The sequence below is a fragment of the Alteromonas confluentis genome, assembly GCF_001757105.1.
Lineage (GTDB): Bacteria > Pseudomonadota > Gammaproteobacteria > Enterobacterales > Alteromonadaceae > Alteromonas > Alteromonas confluentis.
Genome location: NZ_MDHN01000033.1, coordinates 1 through 26,118, shown reverse-complemented (window position 1 = coordinate 26,118; position 26,118 = coordinate 1). Strand labels below are relative to the sequence as shown.

At 41.4% G+C, this 26,118-nt stretch carries 18 protein-coding genes and 4 pseudogenes; 7 read left to right on the top strand and 15 right to left on the bottom strand.

Features of this window, described 5'->3' with window-relative positions; translation table 11 throughout:
• Positions 1-75: 75 nt before the first annotated feature.
• The 3 genes from tnpA (at position 76) to tnpC (ending at position 2,326) form a co-directional block, all read left to right on the top strand.
• A complete protein-coding gene (gene tnpA, locus BFC18_RS14650) occupies positions 76-393 on the top strand; it encodes an IS66 family insertion sequence element accessory protein TnpA (RefSeq protein WP_070125566.1) in 318 nt (105 codons plus the stop codon).
• Complete coding sequence (gene tnpB, locus BFC18_RS14645; RefSeq protein WP_070125565.1) at positions 390-740, top strand: IS66 family insertion sequence element accessory protein TnpB; 351 nt, start codon at positions 390-392, stop codon at positions 738-740. The genes tnpA and tnpB overlap by 4 nt, the downstream gene beginning before the upstream one ends.
• Before the next feature lie 86 nt (positions 741-826).
• Complete coding sequence (tnpC, locus tag BFC18_RS14640; protein ID WP_070125564.1) at positions 827-2,326, top strand: IS66 family transposase; 1,500 nt, start codon at positions 827-829, stop codon at positions 2,324-2,326.
• 17 nt (positions 2,327-2,343) lie between these two features.
• On the opposite strand, the gene BFC18_RS14635 is transcribed toward tnpC, so the two are convergent.
• Entirely contained in the window at positions 2,344-3,039 is a 696-nt protein-coding gene (locus BFC18_RS14635) for a hypothetical protein (protein ID WP_070126312.1), read from the bottom strand.
• A gap of 343 nt (positions 3,040-3,382) precedes the next feature.
• Positions 3,383-3,565: an ISAs1 family transposase gene (locus tag BFC18_RS14630; protein WP_070126311.1), complete on the bottom strand. Its 183-nt coding sequence runs from the start codon at positions 3,563-3,565 to the stop codon at positions 3,383-3,385.
• Between the two features lie 409 nt (positions 3,566-3,974).
• Between BFC18_RS14630 and BFC18_RS14625 the strand changes: the two genes are divergently transcribed.
• Positions 3,975-5,924, top strand: coding sequence for a hypothetical protein (locus BFC18_RS14625; protein WP_070126310.1), 1,950 nt, complete (start codon positions 3,975-3,977; stop codon positions 5,922-5,924).
• A gap of 329 nt (positions 5,925-6,253) precedes the next feature.
• Complete coding sequence (locus BFC18_RS14620; RefSeq protein WP_070126309.1) at positions 6,254-7,054, top strand: glycosyltransferase family protein; 801 nt, start codon at positions 6,254-6,256, stop codon at positions 7,052-7,054.
• 71 nt (positions 7,055-7,125) lie between these two features.
• Here the strand turns inward: BFC18_RS14620 and BFC18_RS14615 are convergent, their stop codons facing one another.
• The 13 genes and pseudogenes from BFC18_RS14615 to BFC18_RS14555 form a co-directional block, all read right to left on the bottom strand.
• Positions 7,126-8,088, bottom strand: coding sequence for a sulfotransferase domain-containing protein (locus BFC18_RS14615; RefSeq protein ID WP_070126308.1), 963 nt, complete (start codon positions 8,086-8,088; stop codon positions 7,126-7,128).
• Positions 8,089-8,427: 339 nt separating this feature from the next.
• A complete protein-coding gene (locus BFC18_RS14610) occupies positions 8,428-9,390 on the bottom strand; it encodes a hypothetical protein (protein WP_070126307.1) in 963 nt (320 codons plus the stop codon).
• A gap of 67 nt (positions 9,391-9,457) precedes the next feature.
• Complete coding sequence (locus tag BFC18_RS14605) at positions 9,458-10,594, bottom strand: polysaccharide pyruvyl transferase family protein (RefSeq protein ID WP_070126306.1); 1,137 nt, start codon at positions 10,592-10,594, stop codon at positions 9,458-9,460.
• Positions 10,595-10,656: 62 nt separating this feature from the next.
• The gene (locus tag BFC18_RS14600) at positions 10,657-12,087 is read right to left on the bottom strand and encodes an oligosaccharide flippase family protein (RefSeq protein WP_070126305.1); all 1,431 of its coding nucleotides are present in this window, start codon (positions 12,085-12,087) and stop codon (positions 10,657-10,659) included.
• An 18-nt stretch (positions 12,088-12,105) separates the two neighbouring features.
• Positions 12,106-12,999 carry a glycosyltransferase family 2 protein gene (locus BFC18_RS14595; protein ID WP_070126304.1) on the bottom strand — a complete coding sequence of 298 codons (894 nt, stop codon included), beginning with the start codon at positions 12,997-12,999 and terminating at the stop codon, positions 12,106-12,108.
• A 216-nt stretch (positions 13,000-13,215) separates the two neighbouring features.
• On the bottom strand, positions 13,216-14,232 hold the full coding sequence (locus BFC18_RS14590) for an NAD-dependent epimerase (RefSeq protein ID WP_070126303.1): 1,017 nt from the start codon (positions 14,230-14,232) through the stop codon (positions 13,216-13,218).
• A gap of 411 nt (positions 14,233-14,643) precedes the next feature.
• Positions 14,644-14,994: pseudogene (locus tag BFC18_RS22175) on the bottom strand (WecB/TagA/CpsF family glycosyltransferase); the annotation flags it as partial.
• Between the two features lie 24 nt (positions 14,995-15,018).
• Positions 15,019-15,234 (bottom strand): annotated as a pseudogene (locus tag BFC18_RS14585) (IS3 family transposase); the annotation flags it as partial.
• Positions 15,235-15,241: 7 nt separating this feature from the next.
• Positions 15,242-16,171, bottom strand: a pseudogene (locus BFC18_RS14580) (IS110 family RNA-guided transposase); the annotation flags it as partial.
• Between the two features lie 313 nt (positions 16,172-16,484).
• Positions 16,485-17,467: pseudogene (locus tag BFC18_RS21630) on the bottom strand (IS3 family transposase); the annotation flags it as partial.
• A gap of 375 nt (positions 17,468-17,842) precedes the next feature.
• Positions 17,843-18,958, bottom strand: coding sequence for a glycosyltransferase (locus tag BFC18_RS14565; RefSeq protein WP_070126300.1), 1,116 nt, complete (start codon positions 18,956-18,958; stop codon positions 17,843-17,845).
• Positions 18,955-19,737: a WecB/TagA/CpsF family glycosyltransferase gene (locus tag BFC18_RS14560; RefSeq protein WP_070126299.1), complete on the bottom strand. Its 783-nt coding sequence runs from the start codon at positions 19,735-19,737 to the stop codon at positions 18,955-18,957. Before BFC18_RS14560 ends, BFC18_RS14565 begins: the two co-directional genes overlap by 4 nt.
• A 578-nt stretch (positions 19,738-20,315) precedes the next feature.
• Positions 20,316-22,499: a GumC family protein gene (locus BFC18_RS14555; protein WP_245680398.1), complete on the bottom strand. Its 2,184-nt coding sequence runs from the start codon at positions 22,497-22,499 to the stop codon at positions 20,316-20,318.
• Positions 22,500-23,076: 577 nt separating this feature from the next.
• Between BFC18_RS14555 and BFC18_RS14550 the strand changes: the two genes are divergently transcribed.
• A complete protein-coding gene (locus BFC18_RS14550) occupies positions 23,077-24,762 on the top strand; it encodes a right-handed parallel beta-helix repeat-containing protein (protein WP_070126297.1) in 1,686 nt (561 codons plus the stop codon).
• A gap of 113 nt (positions 24,763-24,875) precedes the next feature.
• On the top strand, positions 24,876-26,087 hold the full coding sequence (locus BFC18_RS14545) for an IS256 family transposase (protein ID WP_139138946.1): 1,212 nt from the start codon (positions 24,876-24,878) through the stop codon (positions 26,085-26,087).
• The last annotated feature ends 31 nt before the right edge of the window (positions 26,088-26,118 follow it).

Genomic DNA, 26,118 nt, shown 5'->3' with positions numbered 1-26,118 from the left:
GTAACCGTCCGGTAATCCCCACATTCAAAAACTGATGTCGCTACTGCATCGTGTTCTTTTGCTAAGGAGAACACCATGCGATACCAACGACGAGACGTTAATACCTGGCTGGCGCTTTTCGAACGTCAGGAACAAAGTGGATTATCAGCGGTGGCGTTCTGCCGTCAGCATCAGATAAACATTCAGACGTTTTATGCCAGACGCAGTGACATCCGGCTTCAGCGAACCAGCAATAAGTTTGTTCACGTTAAGCGCGAAGTCACCACGTTCGAATCCCGTATTGAAGATGACCCGCAGACCCTTTCGCTTGAATGCGCTGCTTCGACATTGCGCATACCCGCCAATGTCAGCCCACAGTGGTTAGCCGACCTGATGAAGGCGCTGAACGAATGAAGATGTTCGTCGAGCCTTCTGACATTTATCTTTATCTGGATAATGTCGACTTCCGTAAATCCATCAACGGCCTGATTGTCGTGGTGGAACAGCAGATGGAATTGAATCCGTTCCGGGATGCGTTGTTTGTGTTCTGCAATAAAAAGCGGGATAAACTGAAGGTGTTGTACTGGGATAAAACTGGCTTTGCCCTGTGGTATAAGCGCCTGGAGAAGCATCGCTTCAAATGGCCATCAGACACTGAATTACAGCACATGCACCTGAGTGAGCAGCAGTTGCAGTGGCTATTGTCGGGCTTTGATGTGATAGGCCATTCGCCATTGAACTACACGGCTTCCGGCTTATAACCGGTGATCATAAGTAGCATTTATCGATCACGAAATAGTCTGAATAACATCAGGTAATCAGTACCTTAATCGGCGATAATAGTCTTATGAACGAAGAAGATTATCAACGCCGCATCGCTGAACTGGAGCAGCAGCTCCGGGAATTGAATAACCGGTATCAATACCTGGAAGAGCAGTTCCGTATCGCACAGCAAAAACAGTTTGGCAAAAGTACTGAAGGCCACCCTGGTCAGGGTGAGCTGTTTAATGAGGCGGAAGAACTGACTGCCGATGTTGAAACGCCAGAGCAGGAAACCATCAGCTATACACGCAATAAACCTAAGCGTAAACCACTGCCTGAGGACTTGCCGCGTGAAGTCATCGTTCACGATATCCCTGATGAAGATAAAGTCTGTGGTTGCTGCGCTGGCACACTGCACTGCATCGGTGAAGATAAGTCTGAGAAACTTCAGTTCATTCCTGCTCAGGTGAAAGTGATTGAGCATGTACGTCCGAAATATGCGTGCCGTACCTGCGAAAAAGAGGGTATCAGCAATACGGTTAAACAAGCGCCGGTACCTCACAGCGTTATCCCTAAAGGCTATGCAACACCCAGCTTGTTAAGCCAGATAATCACCAGCAAATATCAGTATGGTCTGCCACTTTACCGGCAGGAAGCCATGTTCAAACAGCATGGCATCGAACTCAGCCGTAAAACCATGGCAGACTGGATAATCCGTTGCGCTGAGTTATTTAAACCGCTTTATGACCAGCTTCATCAACATCTGCTAAAGCAACCGGTTATCCAGGCGGATGAAACCACGCTGAAGGTTGTCGATTCTGACAAAGCGACCAGTTACATGTGGCTGTATGCCACCGGTGCAGATTCACCGCAAGCGACCATTACCGGCTCGTCAACACCCAATATCGTACTGTACGATTATCACAATAGTCGTGCGGGGCGATGTGCCGTGGACTTCCTTGATGGTTATAGCGGCTATCTGCAAGTGGATGGCTATCAGGGCTACGAACAAACGCAGGCCACCTTAGTCGGCTGCTGGGCCCATGCGAGACGCAAGTTCATGGAAGCGAAAAAAGGCGCTGGCAGTAAAGGCAGTGGCAAAGCCGACTGGGCACTGAACCACATACAGAAGCTCTACCGTGTCGAGACGCAGTTAAAAGAAGAAACCGCAGCAACCCGCTATGCACAACGACAAGAAAAAAGCCTGCCGTTGCTTAATCAGTTTGAAGCCTGGCTGATAAAATCAGCCCAACAGGTATTACCGAAAACAAAACTCGGCGAGGCAATACAGTATTGCCTTAATCAATGGCATAAACTGGTTCGTTACACACTCGATGGCCAGCTCACCATCGACAATAACCGCGCAGAGCGAGCCATTAAACCGTTCGTCATCGGCAGAAAAAACTGGCTGTTCAGCCAGACCGCAACCGGTGCCAATGCCAGCGCCATCCTCTACAGCATCATTGAAACAGCGAAGGCTAACGACCTCAATGCGTTCGATTATGTCATGGCCTGCCTGGAGCAGCTCAGCAAACCCGAAACCGGTATCGAGCAACATCTACCATGGCAGTTTGCAAAACGATAGGTGGGATTAGCGGACGCTTACCCTAACAGGCTCAAACCCATGATTGCGATAGAAGTTGGCTCTGGAACGTTTACAGACAGGTTGAAATCGCCTGATGCCAGAGCGATGTCAGTTGCTTGGTTGTTGCTGTCGAAAGATAGGAACTTGAAGCCGTTGTCCAGTCCAGTAACACCAGTAAGAACAGCATCCAGATCGATGTTGTTACCAGGATTCAGTTCCAGTACGAAACCGTCGCCATTGAATTCGTTCCATTCGAAAGAAACCTGAGAACCAGAAACAGCCTCCCGTGGATCGTCAATCAATGTGTAAGCACCTGTACCCTGATTAAAAGTGTAATCAAAAACTGCAGTACCAGCGTCTGTCGCAGCAGATGAATAAGCATCGAATAGACCGAACAGTGCCAAGCTAGAATTCAGCTGGCCAACGAAGAAAACAGCCGTATTTTCTTCAGCAAAAGGTAACGCTGTAGAATATCTATTAACAGTGCCCAAGGCGTAGAAATCTTCGAAAGACGCGACAGATGCATCAATATTAAATGCGCCAACTTCGGCGCCACCTAATTCAACGATTGCTGCGTTAGCGGAGAAACCTACACTCAGTGCTAAAACGGATAAAAAACTCTTGATCTTGTTCATCAGTACTCCAAGTTTGTGATGATATAGTTGATATACAAAGAAAGCACAAGCAAATAAAATGCCAACCGTAAATTTCATTATTTATTAATACTTTATAGTTACAACTTGGATATTAGGGGAAGGCTATGTAAAGAAAATGGACAACCCGGCGTTTTAATGAGGTATGCTTTTTGCCAACATCAGCTATAAATGTGTCGCTGAGCATATTTAGTCGATTTACAAAATCTGTTTTTGTTCAGCCGCTTGTAACTTCGACCTGTTACATTCGATATTACTAATGAACATATATTAACTACTTCTTATTTTTAGTTATCTACCTAAATTCATCTCAATTAACATGTAGGGGTACTGCTAAGCTTATTTTGCTTTATAAAAAGGTAAGCCTCGAGTGATGGAGGCAGGGCAAGAGCGTGAACATTTTTTAAGCTTTCACTATTAGAACCAGCACTTCCTCGCTCATCGTTGCCATCATCTGTTTGCGATTGTCGCTCACTTTTATTGCCTTATCTCGGTGTATTTGTTTCAGCGCGACAAGCAGGAAACTCGCCAAATTAGCTGCAGCATGGCCACGACTAATTGGGCAGTCATCTTCACGTATAGTCACATAGAGAACCCAATGAAGTCGATTTTCAACGCCTCAATGAACACGTACTGTGCTAGTAAACTGTGCAGCGGATAAGCTTACTGAGCTTATATAACAACGATAGTGCAGCTACTCTTTGCTATTCACCAAACGGTAGTATGTGGCGCGTCCAATTTTGCCAGCCAAGAGAGAGGAACATGAATTTAACTAGTAAAAACATGGACATACAATCTTATAGTGCATTTTTTATACAAATGATAGCAATCTTCCTTTATAGTTAGAGTTCCAATAAGCCTTCCAGATGAGACAGGCAAAGGCAGAGCTTCACATAAAAATATAACAATAGTCTTATCAGGCTATGAAATGGTGAATGAGTATACATTAGCGCTAGGGAAAAGACTTTTATATGTTTTTTTAAAGGGATTTGAATATGATTTATACATTCGATTTGTTTGACACTCTGATTACAAGAAAAGTACTGAATCCGAAGGATATATTCATCCTTTTAGAGAAAAAAATAAAAACACTACAAATCATTCCTAATGAACTGGATTTTTATTCGATGAGGATTCATGCGGAAAGGTCCGCTAGGAAAAAATCAGAATTTGAGGAGATCTCTTTAGAAGAAATATATGAAGAGTTAAATTGCTCTTTGAAGTTATCCAACAATAATTTAAAGAGCATCATGGAGTACGAGTGCCAAATAGAAATAGAAAATATAGTTCCAATTAATAGCCAGCATCAAAAATTCCTAGATGCGAAAAATAAAATCATAATAACTGACATTTACTTGGATAGATATACAATTGAAAAAATCATAAGAGACGTGTTAAAAATTGAAGATTTTACTGTTTACATCTCTTCCGAATTGAGAAAAACAAAAAGAACAGGAAGTCTTTTTCAGCACGTCATGTCGGATTTAAAAATTAATTTTAATGAATGGCTCCACATTGGCGACAATAGATATTCAGATTACATTTCGCCAAAAAAACTCGGAATACAATCAGAAATATTTAAAGATTCCCACCTTATTAAAATTGAGAAAAAAACAAACCCTGTCGATGAAGACATCGCCAAATATTTTGGTTGCGCTAAAAACACCAGAATTAATTTCGACACCGACCGTACTGAAATAAAAAATATTAGTGCATCTGTTATAGCTCCCACTCTATTCCTGTACGTTTACGATCTATTAGAAAAAGCACACAAAAATAATATAAGAAAATTATATTTTCTCGCTCGCGATGGGCAAATCATGCTTGAAATCGCAAAGATAATTCAGAAAAAACATTTCACCCAGATTGAATGTAAGTATCTTTATGCTTCCAGGAAAGCGTGGCACCTTGCAAGCGTCTGCGACGAAATTGACGACTACGCATACGAATGGGTGTTTTACAAACCTAAATCTATTACATTTGATAGAATTTTTAGTCGGCTTGAATGTAGTTACAATGACTACAAAGATTACTTCAGAACTAATGGCGTCGATAAAGATAAAAATCAGCTCCTCAATAATGATGAAATTTCTTTAGTGAAAAATCTTATTCTAAACTGCAGAGCTTTAGTCAACGAAGTATTAACAAAGTCAGCTATAAAACGAAAGATATTGTTCGAATATTTAGAACAGGAAGGTTTTTTTGATTCCGAAAAAGTCGGAATTGTTGATGTAGGCTGGAATGGAAGACTACAATATTCGCTATCAAAGTCGATTAGACACCATAATTTTAACCCGGAAATTCATGGTTTTTATTTTAACTTACTGAGAACATTTAGATATAGCGAAAATGACCACCTTCACAAATTTCTTGATACGAATAATAAAATTAACGTCCCTATTTTCGAGTCATTTGTGTATGCAACTCATGGCACACTTTTGGGTTACGAGTCTGATAATGGAAGAATAAACCCGGTACTTTCCGAAGAAATCAATACGTCATTAATTGAATGGGGCTTAAATATCCAACAAGATGTAATAAGATATTATTCAGAATTAATCATTCTTGAAAGCTTAGACTTACATAGTCCTGAACTGAAAAAGCATGTTCTTAGTAATTTAGAATACTTCTTTAACAACCCATGTAAAGAAACAGCCTTTCTCTATTCCAAGGTACTTCACGATGACACCTCTCTCTCCGTTTCATCATTAGTTCCCAAAATAACATTAATTGACTTCATCAAATTAAAAGCCTTTAACCGGTCACCTTTCGAAAATATGTGGTGGACTGCCTCGCTGGTATTGTATCTCCCTACTTTGGTTAAGCTATTGTCTCTTAGAAAGAAAAAGTTGACATTCAGTTGGAAGTTTTTCAATCGTTTCACAACTCAGCACGTACGAACATGGTTTCAACGGCCAGATGATTTGCTACGAGAAACCGAGTAGATCGGAGTTTGAGTTGTTAGTGGAGGGCGCTCTTTCCATTTCATTGCTATCACGAACTTTAATGATTTATTGTATTTTTTAATGTTTTATAGTTTTTTTACAGGATAAATGATCTAAAAAAACTTTAGTTAGGTATGTAGAATCAAAAAATAAAATTAGTCCAGCGCGTAGACTTAAAAACAACATTTTCTTCTTACCGAAGCCAGAAAATTTAAAAGCATAAACTACTGATATAATTCAGACATTTAGTTTATAAGTGATATATCAGTCTAGGGAAAAGTGAAATAAACTCATTTCCCGATTTAATTAGCATTCAAAAGGATATTTTGATGAACCCTGTATTAAGTTTTATCATACCGGTAAGACATCATGAAAATGCACCGAGTTGGGATGATACTGTGAAATATCTCAATCAAACAGTATCATCTATTTCAAATCAAACATCGGGTAATTGGAATTGCCTGATAGTCGCTAATTCAGATTCAGTTCTTCCCGATTTCGACGATAAAAGAATAGTGAGAATAAATGTCGATTTCGAACCGAACTGCTTACATGAAAAAGGAAACGCAACGCAAGATGAATTTTACGAATCATTCAGGTTCGATAAAGGTCGTCGTGTACTGGCAGCATTGCAATCTGGTTTGCTTGGTCAGTTTTATATGACCGTTGATGACGACGATTTTGTTCATGCAGGTCTAGCTCGATTTGTTGAGAATAACTCGGATAAAAATGGTTGGTACATTAGTGAGGGGTATATTTGGGGGGATGAAGGAAATTTATTAATGAAATTCCCAGAATTCGACAGGAAGTGTGGCAGTTCTTTGATTATAAGAAGTAACTCATTTGACTTTTCAAATTTTACCGTTGAGGATATGAAAAAGTATCTCGGAAGCCATATGTTTATAAAGCCGGAGTTATCTTCAAGAGGTCTGGGCCTCTCTGAGCTTCCTTTTTTGGGTGCTGTATATCGTATAGGCCATAGAAATGCCCATAGTAAATCTAAAAGTCTGTTGAGGCAGTTTTATATAAACAAGCTTATGCTCAGTAGTCCGGGCATTCTTTTTAGTAGATTAAAACGTCTCAGACTTGTATCCAAGCAAATCCGGCAGGAATTCTCGCTTCACAACTAACATTAATAATGTGTTTACAGTCCAAAGCCCACCCTGTCACTGCGACAGGGTGCAAAATTCTAGCATTTTTGTTAAGGGATCGATTTCAAAACCTCGCGTACAGGCATTCCTTTCTCATTGTAAAGTTTATCAAACCCAAAATTTCTCAATATATCCAATCCCATTTCATACGTTTCATCATCAACCTCTTCCTGCCACGACGTAATAGGCGAGGTACCAGCAACAATATTACTGTGATTACCTACAACACGACTTGGCTTAGAGATTTTACTCATCTCTAATGGGGTGCTAGTCGCCACGACATTCCCAGAAATATATCGCTCAATGTTCGCTATTTCTGAATTCGGATTCTCGTAAATGTCTTCATAGAAGCATGTGTGTAACTCACCTTCTTTGAATTGCTTTAAAGGTACGTAATTGATAATACACCAAATGAGGATTTGATTAAGAATGAAGTCTTTTTTCGCACTGATTTTTACAATAAGGGACTCGAAAGGAGCAAGATGATCGTCAAACAATTGTTTTTGCTTAAGCAAATTCAAGGGCTCAGTTTCCCAGAACCAGTTCTTCTTCTTAGCTTTAGAAAGTGCTACCGCAAAAGGATTCCGCATAAGCAGTATTGGTTTCACATGACTGTGATTCTGCGTGATCGCATAGCTGAGTAAATTCGCAAAGATATCCTTTATCAAAATCCCTTTAAAAAACAATGTATGATTATCTCTGTCAACACTGCTATGGCAAAATTCGCCGGTAAGAATACTTCTGAATAAACTATTTGTTTCGACATCGACCTCTCCTGGCCTAATGTATCGGTGCGGCATATGGTTTTTAAATGCACTAACCCTTTTTGGGTGAACGGGTTCAAACATATCCCTGTATGTCGCGTCCCGGTTTATCAGTCCGGATACCCAGGTTGTGCCGCTTCTTCCGTCACCTAGAATCCAGATTGTCTTGTCATAGTTGCCCAGTGAGTAGTTCGTTTTGACGATAAGTCGTTTTGCAAAATCTTTAGTTTTTAGTTTTAAGCCAGCCATGCGCGATCCCGAGAATGAAGAAAAGTGGATGAAGAAGCAGCCGACAGAAAAATGACTACACATTAGTACTGTGTAAAAGGAGAAAAGTTCTTTTACTTATGTCAATTGTAGTTAATCTTTTATTAATAGGTAAGTTTTAGAAGCGTAAGATTTTAGTAAGTCGTTTAAGAGGCGTTGTCTAGCCCACCACCGATAAAGTTAACGAACTAGATACCAACTACACCGCTATTTTCTAAAACGTCTAAGTTCACATGTCACTGGAAACGCACTATAGATAAACCCGTTGGTGCGATCTGCGCCATATTCAAATCATGACACCTGAGAATCACCCTTTACTCTCTACATTTTAGATGTATCTGTGTACAAACAAGTAATATTTAGCGATTTATCATCAGCAAGCAGGTGTAAATCACTGGTATATTGCTTATTGAGCTTTAGCCTTTGGGATTCATTCAAAAACGTATATCTGTCCGAAGGGCTCTGGGGTAGGTTCTTTTTCGTCACGCTAATACAGAAGTCTTTCCATTTGATATCCAGCTTCTCTCTGCCTTTGATATTCTGCTCTATAAGCTCAATTCCTCGCGCGTTTGGCGTTGCGGTATTTGCTGGCACCTCTACATTAGGAATATTAGCTAATTTTCGTCCGGCAAAAACAGCAAATAATTCAGACTGATGTTCTTTGTAGTATTCATGGGTCCATACTGTAACTGGAATAGTTGGAAAAATGTCCCGTAGTCGTTTTATCAGGCTGTACCATGAAGGCAGTGTATCCGTTTCTAAATTTTTCAGCAGGTTGTTTCGTGCGTTCAGAATAACTTCGGGGTAAAATCGTAACGCGGTAGTGTAAGCACCGGGATATATATCAGCGAAATTTCTGATGGAGAGAAAAATTTCGATATCATATTTTTTTGACAATGATTGAATAAAATTGAGGCGCTCATTCATCAAAGGATAAGGTTTCTTTGCATCAAGTAAACTATCCATGCTCCCCAACATGTTTTCCTCAGAAAACAGATATCGCTGATAATCACCAGAGATGTTAAATATGTCTTCAAGCCACTTTATCTTTAAAAATTCAGGCGAGTATGAAAAAAGACGTTTTTTCATGTCATGCATAAAATAAAAAGAATTAAACTTTTGCCTTACAACGTCCAACGGGAAGTAGCGAACTCCATCACCTTTCAATTCATCCTCGAGTAACGCCAATGTATTTTGAAAATGCGTGGTTGCGGTTTTGTGAGCGCCGATATGAAAGGCGAGCGTCTGCTTTTTATTCAATTTACCACCTCGATACTCATTCATGCCATCACGTTAGCACGGTCTATATAGTGACTCGAATTGAAGCAATTATTCCATATGGAGCCTTCCATTAAGAGAACGCTTTTCTAATAAACTGATATGAACGCTCTCTGTTTTCATTCAATTTAGCATTTACAGAATCCCAGTCTATCTGGTGTTCTAATGCAATTTGAATGTCCTGTTCGCTTTTAACCATCCTGCTCTGAAGATTAAACAACGTTAGCAGTGAATTGAACCTCGCGATACCCCGTCTCTCATTTCCAATTACAATGAAGGGGACATTAAACAGTATCGCGAAAGCGCAACCGTGAAAAGAATCAGTGATTAGCATCTCAGAGGTAAAGATCCCCTTCAACCAACTCTCCACAGGTGGAGCAATTCTTTCTTGGACTGGCGCATTTAACTCTTCCGTGCGTGTATTTAATTTATTTACAGGTAGGTCAATTTTTGATGATACTCTGGCGAAAACAGCATCAATAAAATCTGATCTATCAAGAACATAACTTGAAATGGTCTGCTTTTTCTCAATGCCCTCAGAGCGGAACAAATCCACGTATTCGTCCGCGTCAAGCAGTAGAGTTGGATCGAGAACATGGCTAGCCTCAACACCAAAGAATTTTGTACATTGTTTTACTGCCAGGTCTTCTCTGACACTTAAAGCATCAAATTTCTGTACCAGACTGGCACACTTCTTAGTTTCGTGATCTGTGTATTTCCAATCATCGTTACCAAAGGAGGCCGCGTAAGAAACTTTTCTGACTTTATGTTTATTACCATCAATAAATCCCAAAAAATACTCAAAAATATTTGGTGTATAAGATGGCTTCCAAACCTGATCACTTCCGACAACAATCGCATCCAACTTTAACTTGAGAGTTTCTTCGAGTAGGTCTTCACCTGAAAAAGCCGGCTCACTTTTCGGGTTTATATAGTGTTCAATGAATTTTCTGGCGTTAACAGAAACGATATCGTACTCACGCGTAGATTTATAAAAATCTAATATTGGAGCTGGTTTATTCAACACGTATTTTTTCACTAAACCCAAAGGCACGGTGATAAAAAATTTAACTGGCTTGTATTTATTACGCCTTCTATCTAAAAAAACAACCTCATGGCCTTCTTTTTTCAAAACTTTCAGCAATGCGTGCGCTTGTAAGTTTCCACCATAATTAGTGTGTAACGGTAGCGTAAGTATCCCTATTTTCATTGTGTATCCTAAGCTTGTGTTCGTTGTCTACAGAAGCAACGAGAAAGAGTTAGTAACAGTCTTCAGGCTTTTGCCTTTATAAAGCCACTGAATTCCTGAATAATTCTTCGCTCAAGCAGGAAGATGCTAATCAGATAACACAGTGTGCCTACTGCAACCTCTGTAATTATTTCAATCAATAGAGAGGTAAAGTCAACGTAATTATTTAAGAGGAAGACGCCAGCAAACATCGCAGTGCAACCTACGATAGGAAGTTTGCAGTAGTTCATAAAATCTTTGGTAGAAACAACAAATATCTTCTGTAACACGACCAGATTGACAATAAAGCTAACGAAAGTCCGCAGCAAAAGCCCGTAAATGACGGAGATCAATCCTATATCATTGATAAAGAATACAACCGTTAACAGACCGGCGATACTTGCCAGGATCTGCCCTTTTAGGCCTAGTTTCGTTTTACCATAAGCAATCAGACAACTTGGTAAGAACATGAAAAAAAGATTAAATGCGGTTATCGCAGAAATTCCCTGAAGCATTGTAATTGCATTTACCCACTTTTCACCAAAAATCAGCCGAATGAGTGGGTCAGCTACCAGACTGAGCCCGACAAAGCATGGCATGATGACCAGCAGCGCAAACTTTGTTGACTGTAAAAAAAACACATCGAGCGGCTTGCCAGCATTATTCCGGCTGGCGTAAACCGGATTCGCATAACCCATCAATGCTGAAAGTAACGCGGTACGAGGTAATTCAACGAGCCGCAAAGCAAAATTGTAATAGCCAACAAAGGCGGTTCCCAGAGCACTTTCAATTAACAGAACGATGCCTTTCATAAATACGGTCATGTTCATAACTTTTATGGAAGAAGGAACCCCTACTCCCAGTTGCTCAATGACAAAACGTCGGTCAAAAGTAAAAGGGAGTTGCCGTTTCTCTATGACTAATAAGATGGTGGCAGACACCATTGCCATCGTAACGGTTTGCATCACAATAGCGAAGTCGCCAAATCCCGAAATAGCGAGAGACACGCCTGCAAAAATGCCGCTTAACTTTCCGATTAGCGTTCTGTTTGCGAGCTTTTTAAATTTCTTTTGTTTTCGCAGATGGACAATATGGAGTCTTTCAGATACCTGAAAGGGCAAAGCGGTCACGGCTAACAACCCAATCAATCGTGTACGCGGATCATCGAAATAAAACCAGTAGCCTGTATAAATTAGTACCGCCAATAGTGTACTGAAACCGACCAGAGACCAGAAGGAGGTACCATCCTGCTCTGGCGTCATTTCTCGCAGCCGAATAATGGAGTTATCGACAATTGCTATCGTGAATGCCGAACACAACTCGACAAGAGCCAAAAGTAGAATACCTAACCCCATCTCTTCTGGCGTAAGATACTGTGCATAAAGAAGAAAAGAAATGATTGATAACCCAACCAATCCAAATCTTTCGAAAAACACCCAGAAAAGGTGACTAAGCCTTGTTTTTACTACTGACATAATTAAGCTAATTACCTGTTATTTTAATTTTGAAATTAGCAATGAAGCTATGAAATACAGAGAATATCTTGAAAGCAGAAATTGTACCCCTGATTTTTTATAAGTTCTGATTGCAATTAAGTTATACAGGTCAAACCTTTTATTTTTTAGTGCTTTTCTTAAGAACTCTTCATAATTAACTAGCCATAATTTCCTCTCTTCTGAACGAGATACTGGCTTCAGTGCGAGTAGTTTTTTAACTAACTGTTCTCTGTAGTCGATGTTCGCAAGACCTTTAGCAGTTAAGTTTGTCTCGCTGTTTTCCTTAAAAATGCAAACATTTTCTACAGTGTGCACCTCTCCACGCTTCGCCAGGTTCGCCCAGAGCAGGCGATCTTCTCCAAAGCGGAGAGATGGATCAAAGCCACCAACTTCCTTTACCGTTTCGGTTTTTGCTAGAACTGATGACGTCGCGTTAATAATGTTTTTCTTCATCAACAGTGAAAGTGCATCGTCTTTTTTAATATATCGATTAATATTCGTCCTAGCTTCATCCCAGTAGATCTCTGCAAATGTATCAATAACGGTGGCCCCAGGATGTTCCTCAGCAACGGAAATTTGCAAGGCAAGTTTATCCTTACTAATCCACAAGTCATCGGCATCAAGAAATGCCAGCCAATCACCAATGGCTGCATCAATCGCAGTATTTCTCGCTCTGGCAGGGCCGCCATTTGGAACCTCAATCAAACGTAAGGGTATAGCACTGCTATACCCTTCCACGACGTCAGACGTGTTATCAGAGGAGCCATCATTTACAACAATAACTTCGGCGGGAAGATATGTTTGCGCCATAACCGAGTCTAAAGCTCTTGCGATAGTCACTTCAGCATTATAGGCCGGAATAATCACGCTAACGGTAAGATTCTTTTTCAACTATCCAAATCCTTTGTGAAACTGTTTAAGAGGGCAATTATTCTTGCTAGATACAATAGATACGTAAAATCCTAATACTATATATATTTTCGTGAATAAGATAAATCGTAGAATAGAATCATGAAGTCTAAATGAAGCCGATGCAGTAACTTAACTGCTCTGCAGTTATTTAATCATTACTAACCGGCCTTGAACTAACTTTTTCAGAGATGTGATTTAGATCTTGTAGAACGCTTTATACCATTCTACGAAGTTGGTTATCCCCTCTTCAATATCAGTCTGAGGGCGATAACCAGTATCTTTTACTAAGGCTTCCACATCGGCATATGTATCCTGCACATCGCCCTTTTGCATTGGAAGCAGATCTTTAATTGCAGATTTACCTAACGCTTTCTCAAGCGTTTCGATAAACGTAAGCAAGTGAACGGGCTTTTGAGCCCCAATGTTATACACACGCCACGGCGCACTACTAGTGCCAGGATTAGGTGTCAACCCACTCCAATCAGTATCAGAAGCTGCGTTGTTTTCCATGGTGGCAACGACGCCACTAACAATATCATCTATGTAAGTAAAATCCCGTCTGTGGTTACCGTAATTAAATACCTTAATTGGCTTACCTTCCAGAATGGATTTGGTGAAAAGGAACAACGCCATGTCCGGTCTTCCCCATGGGCCATAAACGGTAAAAAAACGCAAACCTGTTGTGGGAAGGCCATAGAGATGACTGTAAGTGTGCGCCATTAGTTCATTGGCCTTTTTACTGGCAGCATATAACGATACCGGATGGTCGACGTTATTCTCTACAGCAAATGGCATGCTTTCATTAGCACCATACACTGAACTTGAAGACGCATACACTAAGTGCTTTACATTATTATGCCTGCAGCCCTCAAGAATATTCGTGAATCCAACAATATTAGAATCGATGTAAGCATGGGGATTTTCAAGTGAATATCGCACCCCAGCCTGTGCCGCAAGATGAATGACTTTGTCAAAATTTTCTTGTTTAAAAAGTACTTCTACTTGTGGCCTGTCTTCAACACCAGCTTTGATAAAACTGAAATTTTCAGCGTTAGTACTACTTTCAATCCTTTTTAATCGAGCATCTTTAAGAGCGGTATCATAATAATCATTGATGTTATCAAGCCCAATAACCTGATAGCCCTTTTCCAGAAGCGCGATGGAAACTGCGGAGCCAATAAAACCTGCTGCTCCGGTAACTAATATCTTCATTTAATTTTCCATTCCCTCTTTCAAAGCGGTTTAAAGTATGGCTATCGCAAATCAACATCGCCTGTGATTTTTTGAACAACCATATCTGTCCTGTAGAAGATGCTTAAAGATATACAAATCAAAAATACAAAGAAAGTAAATTTCAGTTTAATGTAATATAATAACGACTATTCTTCTGAATAGTATCGCAGTGCATACAGCTCATATTAGCATACGGACTTTTTAGGAAAGGCATCCATACTTGACTTGTAAGTCTAACTAAAGACTTCTTACATATTTTCACTTTTTCTTCTGGCTTATCTTGACTTAGTTTAGTCCTAGTCCGCATACATACTGCCAACAGGCGAAGGCCAGATATCAGTCATAGTACTTAAAACCGTTGTTTTCTAAAAAACATCATACCGAAAATCGCTATAGGATTTGTACTAAAGTATCGCCAAAACAATTTCTAGGATCTTTTAACAACCTGTATAACCATTCTAATCCATTTTTCTGCATCCAGAGTGCTGCTCTGCCGTAAGCACCAGTGACATAGTTATAACAGCCACCACAAGTTATTATTACCTTAACTTTAAGTTTGTCGTTGTTTTTGATAACCCACTCCTGCTCCGTCGGCTTTCCCAAACCTACCCAGAGAACATCTGGAGAACACTGATTAATATGCGCAATGATACTGTCGCTTTCCTCGTCATGAAAGTGACCCTGCCTGCTTCCAGCAAGAAGAAAATTTTTATGTTTAGCTACAAGATGCTCTCCACATTTCTCAGCTACACGTGCTTGTAGTGGTCAAGTAATTTTGGCCACATCGTTGTAGCTATTCCAATAACGTTTCTCCGATTCATTCGGTGTTAAACCACCGTTGTATGAATGCGGTCTCAGTCGGCTGTAATAGCCATGAATGTAATCACCAATCTTCTGCTTTGCTTCAGCAAAACTCCGGTAACCAGTTGTTGGAACCCATTCGGTTTTGAGACTTCTGAAAAAGCGTTCCATCGGGCTGTTGACGCTCCTATGTCAAGGATGAAAGATCTGAAACGATCATGGGATATAATTCTCGCGCTAAATACCTCTTTAAACATCGCTGTATTTCTCTGTCACTTTTTCCTTCTGAGCTGCGACGTTGAACATATTTTCGCGTCCTGGCATCACTTCGCATTCTGATCATTGCTACTGTCCAAAGCGCATTATTTGCGTCTCTCGCACCACCGCGATTGAGACGATGTCGCTGCTTTTTACCTGATGATGCCTCCATTGGGCTAACACCGCATAATGCTGCAAAGGACGATTCTTTTTTCAGTCTTTGCGGATTATCGCCAGCTGCCACCATGAGTGTTGCCGCAACGTAACTGCCCACACCAAACTGTTGCATTAGCGTTGGCGCACTTGATGCTGTAAGTGACTTTATCTGCTTGTCTATCGTTTTTAGTTCAGCAGTTAGAAAGCGCCAGCGAGAAGACAGCAGTTGTAGCATGGAAATTAAACTGCTCTCGAGATAAGAATTTGATTTCGTATTTAACGTTTCGCAGGCTTCCACACATTTTATGGGTGATGACACATAACAACGTTGACGGATTTCATCTGGCGCTGTCACGAGCAGAGCTTTGATTTGATTAATGGTTTGCGTCTTTGACTTAACTGAACTTTTTCTTGCCATAACAAGATAACGAAGTGCTTCGACATTTCCATCATGTGACTTTGGTACCGCCGTTGCTTCCTCAGATAATACAGAGCGAGCTGCATTTTCTGCATCAGTTGGATCTGACTTTCCTTTTAATCGGCGTTTGGCTCGATTTGGTCTATTTACTTCAAAAACAGCTATTCCCTTGTGCTGCAGATGTTTACATAGGCCTGCACCGTAAGTGCCTGTACCTTCAACACCGGCCTTCTGCACATTCCCAAACGAATCACACCATCTGGTAAGTGCAGCATAACCTGCTGAGCTTACTTCAAATTGTTATGTATCAACGACTACTCCAATCTGATTAATCAGAACACAGACATGTGTTTCGAGATGTGTATCAACGCCTAAAATTAACAACTGAGTATTGTTATTGCTCATCTGTCTTTCCTCTAGCGATCAGCTCAGGACTGGACACAGATGTTGCATTACAATGCTCCTATTAGGTCACTGAGACTGAGAAATATTCAGAAACTGGAAAGTAATGACCGACAGGTCAACACAAAGACACTACTCATCAATCCCAGCACGGGTCAGATCATTACTCCCAGTAACTATAGATTTTATTCTCTATATCCCAACAATTTCCCCTGCGACTCATACTTTGTGTTAAGCGATATCGCCAGATTAGCTGACGGAATTTTCGGCTCGTGTAATGACATCCCTGGTCGCTATGGAACATCAAGTTTTTAGGCTTTCCCCGATACTCGAATGCCATTGTCAGAGCCTGGCAGGTCAGGTTGCTGTCCGGTGAATGACTCATTGCCCAGCCTATTGGTTTGCGGGCAAACAGGTCGATAACCACAGCCAGATAAGCCCAGCGATTCCCCGTCCATATAAAGCTCACATCGCCGCACCAGACCTGATTTGGTGCTGTAACGGCGAACTGTCTATCGAGCAAATTCGGGATAGCAACGTGCTCCTGCGTCCCTTTCTTGTAAGCGTGTTTCGGTAACTGACAACTGAACAAGCTAAGCGCTTTCATGAACTTGCCGGCACGGTAACGACTTAGCGTAACGTCGTGAGACTCATCGTTCGTAATGATGTCTGATATAGTTCTCGCTCCGGCAGAACCACCGCTCAGTCGGTACGCTTCGCGTACCAGGCTGCGTAGCCGGATAGCTTCCGGCGATGGCCGCTTATCGCGCTGTTGCCAGTATTTAAATGTGCTGCGGTGGACATCCAGTACCGCACACAGATTATTTACCGAATATCGGTGCTTATTGCTCTGACTCAGTTTCTCGATTAACGAGAGTGTTTCATGGAGTCCGACATTAACAGAGCAGAAGCCTTTTTTAATATTTCCTTTTCTAATTCAAGGCGTTCAACTTGTTTCTTCAACTCGCGGATTTCTCGTTGTTCCGGCGTCATTGGCGTGGCCTGAGGCGATTTGCCATCGCGTTCTTCACGAAGCTGCCGCACCCACTTACCCAATGTTGAGTAACCAACACCCATCGCGTCAGCCGCTTCCTTATTCGTATATCCCTGGTCGAGAACCAGTTGTGCAGTTTCAAGTCTGAATTCAGGACTGAAATTCGGGCCTTTCTTCTTTGCCATGTTGTCACCTAATTTTGTTATGCTGCTATCATAGCAGCTCTAATCAGGTGGCCAAATTCACTATGCCACTACAGTGAAATAGTAAGCTCTATCTGGAACGCTAAATGCTAGCGAAAAGTGTAGCACGTGTAATCGGGCCTGGTGTTTGCATGCTGTGAGAATCACGATGTCACATACGCACTAACACAGCGAAAAACGGAAGCGAATTCTGTGACCACGAGTGGTCGAAGAAAGTCTACTTAGTGAACCCTTGTTCTTCCAGGGAATGGGGTATGTGGCAGCCAGAAGCGGTATTTTATGAATTGCGCAAGGCTGCCCATTTTTGCGAGAGGAGCACTTCAAAATTAAATTTGCAGTTAGGTTTAAAAACTTAAACTAACAAAACTTCGAAATATACGCCTTTGCAACATTTTCATATGAGAAGTTTTTTACGTACTCGCTTATTGACAGGTCGTTTATGAGAAGTTCATCGTATTGGGCTATTGCGTCAGCTAGTCTATCGATGTTTTCAGCTGGAATAAGTGCACCTACCTCTTCCGACGTAACTAACTCTCTGGGTCCGGTGGGACAATCAAAAGCTATAACAGGCGTATTGAGAAATATGGACTCGACCAGCACTGTAGGCATACCTTCATGACGAGAAGACAGTATGAAAATTTCAGCTCTTTTTACAATTGAGTATGGATTGCTGTTAAAACCCGGTAGATGAACTTTATGTTTTATATTAAGCCTAGAAGCCAGACTTTCTAATTCGCACCTGTCCTCCCCTTCTCCCACAATCACCAAATCAGGCAAAGATGGTCTTAAGTCCAGCGCTTTGTGGTACGCTTTAATTAACAGATCAAAGCCTTTTTGTTCAACGAGTCTTCCTACACTACAAAAATATTTTTCTGGTAACGGAATGGAGGGAGCATCATCAGCAAGCGTTCCTATAACAGGCTGTAGAACCGCATTAGGAATAAAATCGACTCTTCGTTTACCAACTAGAACACTTTTTGCGATTTCTTCACGAAGTTGGTCGGAAACGGCAACCACAGAGCCATTAGCCAGACTGTAAAGCGTATATAACGCTTTAATCGCCCAGGGAGAAAGCTTTTGATCACTTACGTCAAAAGCGCAATGACGGGTAAATATCACTTTGAGCGCCGGAAAACGAAGCTTGCAGAAGAAAGCCAGCATATTCGCCGTTTCTGTAGCAGAAATAATGACAGTAACAGATTCTGATTTGATCAGATTAAATAAATAGCGAATCTTCTTTGTCTGTTTGGCATGATAGTCAGCTCTAAATGCGCTAAAGTCTTTCGCCAGGCTTTCATAGCCATCGGCCTGGCAATCAGACACATCGTTCACATAAAAAATACTGCTTACGCCCTGCTGTGCGAGTGCTGATGACAGGTTTTTATGAACCCTTTCAACCCCACCATCTAAACTGAAAGCTTTATGCAAAAACAATACCCTGTGATTTGATTTCACCGCGTTATCTTTTTTCATTCGGCATGCTTCTTATGGCGGTGTTTTAATACACAATAAATAGTATGGGGGTTAGTGGTCAGATATCGCCAAAGAAGTTTTCGAGGCTCTGTAGCAGCTCTATGAAGCCACTCAAATCCTGTCTTCTGGAAAATTTCTGGTGCACGTTTGTAATCTCCAGTGATATAGTTATAACACCCACCACAGGTAATTATCACCGGAACTTTAAGTTTGTTTTTATTATTTTTTACAAAGCGTTGTTCTTTAGGCTTTCCTAATCCTACCCAGAGTACGTCAGGTTTTGCTTCGTTTATTTCATCTACAACCCTACTTTCCTCTTCAGCAGAAAAATAGCCATCACGAACCCCTGCAACTTTAAAGTTTGCATATTTCGAAGATAATATATCGCCACATTGCTTAACAACTTGCTTTGTACCGCCTAGTAAAAAATGACGTAGAGTTCCGTCAAAATATGTTGGTATATCGTGTATCGTATCTGTTGTAGCCGTGCGTTCAGGGATAGGGTTATCACTGAACCAACGAGAAAATGAAACTATACTCTGTCCGTCTGCATGAACTATATCAGCATCCTCTAATGCCTTTTTAAACTCGGCATTCGAGTTTGCGAGCGACACAGCCTGGCCATTAGAATCTAGCACAGTAAGTGGCGCAGAGAATGCGAAAAATGGGTCTTTATAATCTAAAGACCTTTGAACAATCAAATCGACTAGTTGTTTTCGACTCAGACAAGCTGTTTTTACGCCGCCAACCCGGGTAAATATAACGTCTTCCATTCTCATTGATAAAATATCCTAACTAATAAATGACTAACTTCTGACTCAAGCACTTTAAACATAAAAATTGAAAGCCGCGGCAACATTTAGTCATTTCTAAACTGAAGCTCTGCATTAAAGATATATAAGGTCATTTTTAGTAACAATGACACATTAAAAGCACTGAAAATTGCAGAGCTATTAAAATCATATCTCTCAATTGAAATAGTATATTTTGAATTACAAATTGCAAATTTAAAGAAAAAATAAACCATTAGATTGGGAAACAGAAAAAATAGAGCTAAGCATGGAATACATCAAACTTTAATTTTTTAAAAATGATTACACCGTTCGATGGTGAATTATCAGTTTACTTAACACTCTAAAATTAATTTTTAGTATTTTAGATTCTGTGAATACCGTCCACGGTAATTTATTTTAACAGCCTTAGAGCTTTTCGCTAACCGATTTTAAAACATAGTCTGCAGATTCGCATATACATGCACAGCTAGTAAAAAACTCAAAGATAAGCCAGAAGGTAAAAGTCTTCTGGCTTATTGGCTTCTTGCTACATCCGGTCAAAATAAACGTCACAAATACGAGAGTCAGCTTTTACCATACTCATACTCATCATAGTAACCAGCATAACTATCATACTTGCTGTACTTTTTAACGTTGACCTGGTTCAGGACCACGCCGTCAACTCTGGAGCCAATCCGAAGAAAGCGCGAGATGCCATTCGAAACCAAATTTTCACTGGTATCATGGGCTTTTACAACGTATATCACCGAGTCACAGACCTTGGAAGCAACTAGACTGTCGGCGACAGACTGCGACGGTGCACTATCCAACACCACGTATTTATACTTTGATTTTAGTGCTTTAATACAGTTCGCAAACGCTTCCGAGTCAAGTAACTCCTGAGCATGATCTGGCACTGTTCCCGCACTTATCACATGCAGCCCTGATTCCTCATCTTTTACCACACACTCATCCAACGAGTGAGTGGCCATAATCAGGTTTGACAATCCCGGCTGATATTTTGGCAGTCCAAACAATTTTGCTATAGATGGTCTGCGCAAATCAGCATCAATAATTAGCGTTTCTTCAATCTGTCCTAAAGCAAAGGCAAGGTTTGTAGCGACCGTCGATTTTCCTTCCTGTGGTAACGTCGAGGTGACGATAATACATTTATTCTGACGTTCAATATTCAATAACGACAAACTGCTTCGAAGCGTACGGATCGATTCGGAAAACTGATGATTGCTGCCATCAAAGTATGTTCGTAATGCTAACTTATTACCTTTTATCAGCGGCAGTATGCCAAGCATTCGCTGCCCTAACTTACGCTCGACATCTTCTGGTGTTCTGACAGTGCTATTGGACATATCAAGACCAAGCGCAACGACAACTCCCAGACCAAAACTCGCGATAAACGTTGCTATTACAATAAGAGGCTTATTGGGCTTCGATGGAAATGCTGGTACTTCTGCAACATCCAGGATCCGGGCATTTGAAGATTCAAAGTCCATAATTTCACTGGTTTCCTGAAGTCGACTAAAGAATGAATCATAAAGCTGCTGATTTACACTTACTTCTCGCTGCAGTGCAGAACGTGTCGTCTCAAGTCCAGTTAAACGACGGTAATTTTCTTCTGCGACCTGCACTTCTGTTTGCAGCTTGCTTACTCTTTCCAGGGCAGACTGGTACTGCGTACCGATACTCGAAAGCAGCTCATCGACTTGTGACTCTAAAGCGCCGCGAATTGCTATCAGCTCAGCTTGCGCCGCGACCATGACCGGGTGCTTTGGTCCATAGGTTTTTTCCAGCTCAGACACCTTGCGGACGGCCTTTAATTCTTCATCTCTTGTTCTTTGAATTGCAGGGTGATTGAGGATAGCAGGAAGACTGTACATTGTTTCCCGGTCGACCTGCTGTCGGGTGCGTTCATAAATTGCGCGGTTGGCTTCGAGTTCGTGCTGCGCGGTCATGAGCTGGCTATTAAGCTGGGAAAGTCTGTCGCCGGCAAGCCCGGTTACACCGTCTATATTAACAACTTGATTTTCTTCATAAAAGCTTGAAAGTTTCTGCTCTGCTTTATCCAGCTTGGTTCTCAGACCAGAGATACTCTCGGTTAAAAAGTTTGTGGCTTTTGTCGTCATTTCCACTTTCTCCTGAAAGTAGTTTTCAACGTAAACATCGGCCATCGTATTCGCGATTTGCGAAGACAGTTCCGCAGAAGGGGATGAAACTGATAACTCCATGATTTGCGTGTCTTTAACCAACACAATCGCAACGGACGACAGTAGTTTTGCGGCTGTTGCTTTTACCTTTGCGTTATTAATTTCTTCTTCAGACAACCGGGCCGATGGCGTCTCGGCTCCGCCGGTCACTTCAGAAACCCAGCCACGAACCTGAGACATCAGAGAAGGCGTGCTGCTTTCCGGCATAAAGATCGGATTGTTATGTAACTCCATACGGCGAACAGTTTTCTCGGCAATTTTGCGGGACCGCAAAATTTCAAACTGTGTTTTCATGTATTCTTTTTTGCTTGCATCAAAGCCATAAATCTCTTCGACTGACACAGGAGAGGCCGCTTTAGACTCGACAAGAATTGAAACTGTAGACAAATACATTGGCGTTAGTTGTTTTGCAGCCCAAACCGCGACACCCGACATGACCAGGGCAAACACGACAACATAAAATAGATTACGCTTTATTACAGCCCAGTAATGGCCAAAGTCTATTGCTACTTCATCAAAAAACCGGGCTTGCAGCTGTTCTTTCACATTGTTCCCCATTGCACTAACACCTACTTTTCCTTGTTACCCATTTTAACCATATAAATCTGAAAGTAATATTCAAATCCTAATGGCATAAAACGGTACTACCAAACTACTGATTGCCGCTGCGAAACGCTGTTTAGATACACCCGTTGTGAAACGCTAAAAATCTGAAAACAGGTTCTTTAGTGACTTCGTTTACAATAACTTGCTGTTTTCAAACAAAACCATGTAAAACATACCTGGCCAGTTATGCTAGAATCAACTATTTCATTGAATTTTATGAAAATGTTAATTTTTTATTATGCTCATATATGTCCTCAAGCAGTTGCGTTATAGTACATCAAATAACTCAAACCTTACACCTGTTAAATTATTCTGAATAACATAAATTGCACCTAACAATCGCAATTCCCACTAACTGCCTGAAAAGTATTCTTAAACAATATAATTTCATATTGTCCGATCGCACAAAAGGTATAACGGAGGATAATTAGTTAGTATGAGACATCATCATAATCACAAGCGACTCCCTATAATTGCCCTGGCTCTTAAGCTTATTTTCTTAACCGGAGTTAAAGGCATGGCAATCGTTCAAAAGACCCCCAGAAGTGTAAAGCACACAGTCCTGATCAGTTTTCTTATTACTGCATTTGCTGGGTGTACATCTATTCAATCGCAAGCTGAAATAGTAAACAACAGCGATACATCTCAGGCGGCTCCATTTACTAATGGTCTGTCGCCAGAAGTTGTTCCCCTTATCGAGTCCGTAAGTATTCGCTTACCCGATATTGCTGAAGATACTATTAATAATGTTCAGTTTCGCGAAGAAGGAACAATTAGCTGGCAGGATGCTTATAACTTACTCTGGGACCCTAAGTCCCAGCAATTTACTGGCAACATTGTTTATCTGGATGCCGACACGGCTTATGAAGTAAAAATTCATGTTGAGAATGCAGTAGATGCTTATGAAGAAGTATTTCAGTTTCGAACCCGGACAAACACGCCCCCCATCGACCCGCAAAAAGTCTATTATCTGAGTGATATATACTCGGGTGGCGTATTAGATCTAGAAGCCCTTAACATAGAAGGCAGCGAGGGCGCATGGGCAAAAATTGTAGGCGATGCTAACCATCCTGTGGAAGTAGGCCTAGACGACAAATTCGCGGTTGATATTGGCAACAACAGCTATGTCTACTTTGAAAACATTACTGTTAAAGGTGGACTTATTCATGCAATCAAAGCAAAAGATGCACACCACATTTGGATAAACGGCTGTGATGTTAGCGGTTATGGCCGCCCTGCAAACTTTATCAGAGATGGTAAGGCTTATTACAGTGAAGACGATACTCAACCTATTAATTACGACTCTGGTATTTACTTTTCTACCTCCGGCGTGGTGACGATAGAAAACTGCGCTATTCATTCACCGCGAATGGGGGCCAATAGCTGGGGGGCTGGTCACCCTATGGGCCCGAATGCAATGCTCATTTATGCTAATCATCGTGAAGAGAGATATAGAGGCCAGTATATTATTCGTAATAATCGTTTCTATGGCAGCCCTGAAAAGCGCTTCAATGATGTTATTGAGAGTCGGGTGAACGGTCGTGTTTACGGCGGCTTTATAAGAGATTCAGCTGTCTATAACAACTACTTTGCTTATGCAAATGACGATATTATCGAGCTTGATGGTGGCCAGAACAATGTACTGTTTTATGATAATGAAATAGAACAGGCCTATTGTGGTATAAGCGCTGCGCCTAACCTGGGTGGAAACAGTTTTATTTTTAACAATTATATCCATAACCTTGGGGACGAAAGAGGAAAAGCCTGGGGAGCAGTCAAGGTAGGTGGCTACAAAGAGGGTCAGTCAGGCCGCGTAAATATTTTCAACAACCTGATTGTGACAAGCAGCAACGGGATAGCTAAAGCCGGCTTTAACGGTTCCAGTGAGTTTCTGGTTGCAGCTAAAGACAATATCATGATCCACGATGTCCAGTGGAGTAACATGGGCTACGGGATATACGATACTAGCCAATTAACTTCCACCGTTTATAATAATAATTACATATTCAATAGCGAAACAGACCGCCCTGAATATGTGGCTGCAGAAGTTGAAGATTTCAAATATTATCAGGACTTAAATAGCACCCTGGCAGACGAAATATCAAACGCAGGTTCATATTTTCTGTTGCCAGGCGAGCATCAGGGCAACAACAATTTGTCTAAGTCTATTGATGGTAAACTGGCTGTAGGTAAAACAGAGTAGTAATAAGAATGAGGCTGAGATTCCAGCCTCATTTCATGTAGAGACTGTAACTAATTTTGTGTAACTGCCTATCTCAACATACTCTATTGAGAGTTAAGGATAGGCAGATGCAAATGAACAAGAAAGAGCTTGAAGCTTTCGCAATGGAAGCGGCCAAAGGGATTAAAACACCTGAGGACTTGAACGAATTTAGTCAGATGTTGAAGAAGATCACCGTTGAAGCGGCACTAAACGCAGAGATGGATGAGCATCTTGGCTACGGAAAACATCAACAGTCCACGTCGACCAATACCCGCAACGGCAAAAGCAGTAAACGGGTCAAAACCGAAGATGGCGAGTTTAAACTCGATACGCCTCGCGACCGTGAAGGCTCCTTTGAACCCAAACTTGTCAAAAAGCACCAAACCCGTTTCACTTCCATGGACGAGAAAATCCTCTGGCTGTACTCACAGGGCATGAGCACCCGTGACATCGTCAATGCCTTTGAGGAGTGGTATGGCGCTGAGATATCGCCCACGCTCGTTTCTCGTGTCACCAATGCAGTTATTGAGCAGGTGATTGAATGGCAGTCACGTCCTCTAGATGCCGTTTACCCGATTGTTTACCTGGACTGCATCGTCGTGAAGATTCGCCAAGATAAGCGGGTCATCAACAAGTCCATCTTTCTGGCTCTGGGTATCAACACTGAAGGTCACAAGGAACTGATGGGCATGTGGATTGCCGAGAATGAAGGCGCTAAGTTCTGGTTAAACGTGTTGACGGAGCTTCAGCAGCGTGGCGTCGAAGATATTCTTATCGCCTGCGTGGATGGTCTGAAAGGCTTCCCTGATGCTATTAACACCGTTTTCCCTCAGACCCACATCCAGCTGTGTATCGTGCATATAGTGCGCAACTCACTAAAGTATGTATCGTGGAAAGACTACAAGGCTGTAACAGCAGATTTAAAGCGGGTGTACCGCTCAGCCACTGAAGACGAAGCCTTGCTTGAACTGGAACGCTTCAGTGAAATCTGGGACGGCCAGTACCCACAAATTGCTAAATCATGGCGCAATCACTGGCAAAACCTTAATACGCTGTTCAGTTACCCTGAGGATATCCGCAAAGCGATTTACACCACCAACGCCATTGAGTCGCTCAACAGCGTTATCAGAAAGGCTATTAAAAAGCGGAAAATCTTCCCAAGTGATGATTCAGCTAAGAAGATGATTTACTTAGCGATTAAAGATGCCAGCAAAAAATGGACAATGCCCATTCAGAACTGGCGTCAGGCTATGAGTCGTTTTATTATCGAGTTCGAGGAACGCCTCGAAAAGCATATTAACTAAATGGCAGTTACACAGAATCTGTTACAGGCTC

Coding starts and splice junctions, on each gene's coding strand:
- tnpA (WP_070125566.1), top strand. CDS start 76: ATGCGATACCAACGACGAGACGTTAATACCTGGCTGGCGCTTTTCGAA.
- tnpB (WP_070125565.1), top strand. CDS start 390: ATGAAGATGTTCGTCGAGCCTTCTGACATTTATCTTTATCTGGATAAT.
- tnpC (WP_070125564.1), top strand. CDS start 827: ATGAACGAAGAAGATTATCAACGCCGCATCGCTGAACTGGAGCAGCAG.
- BFC18_RS14635 (WP_070126312.1), bottom strand. CDS start 3,039: ATGAAATTTACGGTTGGCATTTTATTTGCTTGTGCTTTCTTTGTATAT.
- BFC18_RS14625 (WP_070126310.1), top strand. CDS start 3,975: ATGATTTATACATTCGATTTGTTTGACACTCTGATTACAAGAAAAGTA.
- BFC18_RS14620 (WP_070126309.1), top strand. CDS start 6,254: ATGAACCCTGTATTAAGTTTTATCATACCGGTAAGACATCATGAAAAT.
- BFC18_RS14615 (WP_070126308.1), bottom strand. CDS start 8,088: ATGGCTGGCTTAAAACTAAAAACTAAAGATTTTGCAAAACGACTTATC.
- BFC18_RS14610 (WP_070126307.1), bottom strand. CDS start 9,390: ATGAATGAGTATCGAGGTGGTAAATTGAATAAAAAGCAGACGCTCGCC.
- BFC18_RS14605 (WP_070126306.1), bottom strand. CDS start 10,594: ATGAAAATAGGGATACTTACGCTACCGTTACACACTAATTATGGTGGA.
- BFC18_RS14600 (WP_070126305.1), bottom strand. CDS start 12,087: ATGTCAGTAGTAAAAACAAGGCTTAGTCACCTTTTCTGGGTGTTTTTC.
- BFC18_RS14590 (WP_070126303.1), bottom strand. CDS start 14,232: ATGAAGATATTAGTTACCGGAGCAGCAGGTTTTATTGGCTCCGCAGTT.
- BFC18_RS14565 (WP_070126300.1), bottom strand. CDS start 18,958: ATGAAAAAAGATAACGCGGTGAAATCAAATCACAGGGTATTGTTTTTG.
- BFC18_RS14560 (WP_070126299.1), bottom strand. CDS start 19,737: ATGAGAATGGAAGACGTTATATTTACCCGGGTTGGCGGCGTAAAAACA.
- BFC18_RS14550 (WP_070126297.1), top strand. CDS start 23,077: ATGGCAATCGTTCAAAAGACCCCCAGAAGTGTAAAGCACACAGTCCTG.
- BFC18_RS14545 (WP_139138946.1), top strand. CDS start 24,876: ATGAACAAGAAAGAGCTTGAAGCTTTCGCAATGGAAGCGGCCAAAGGG.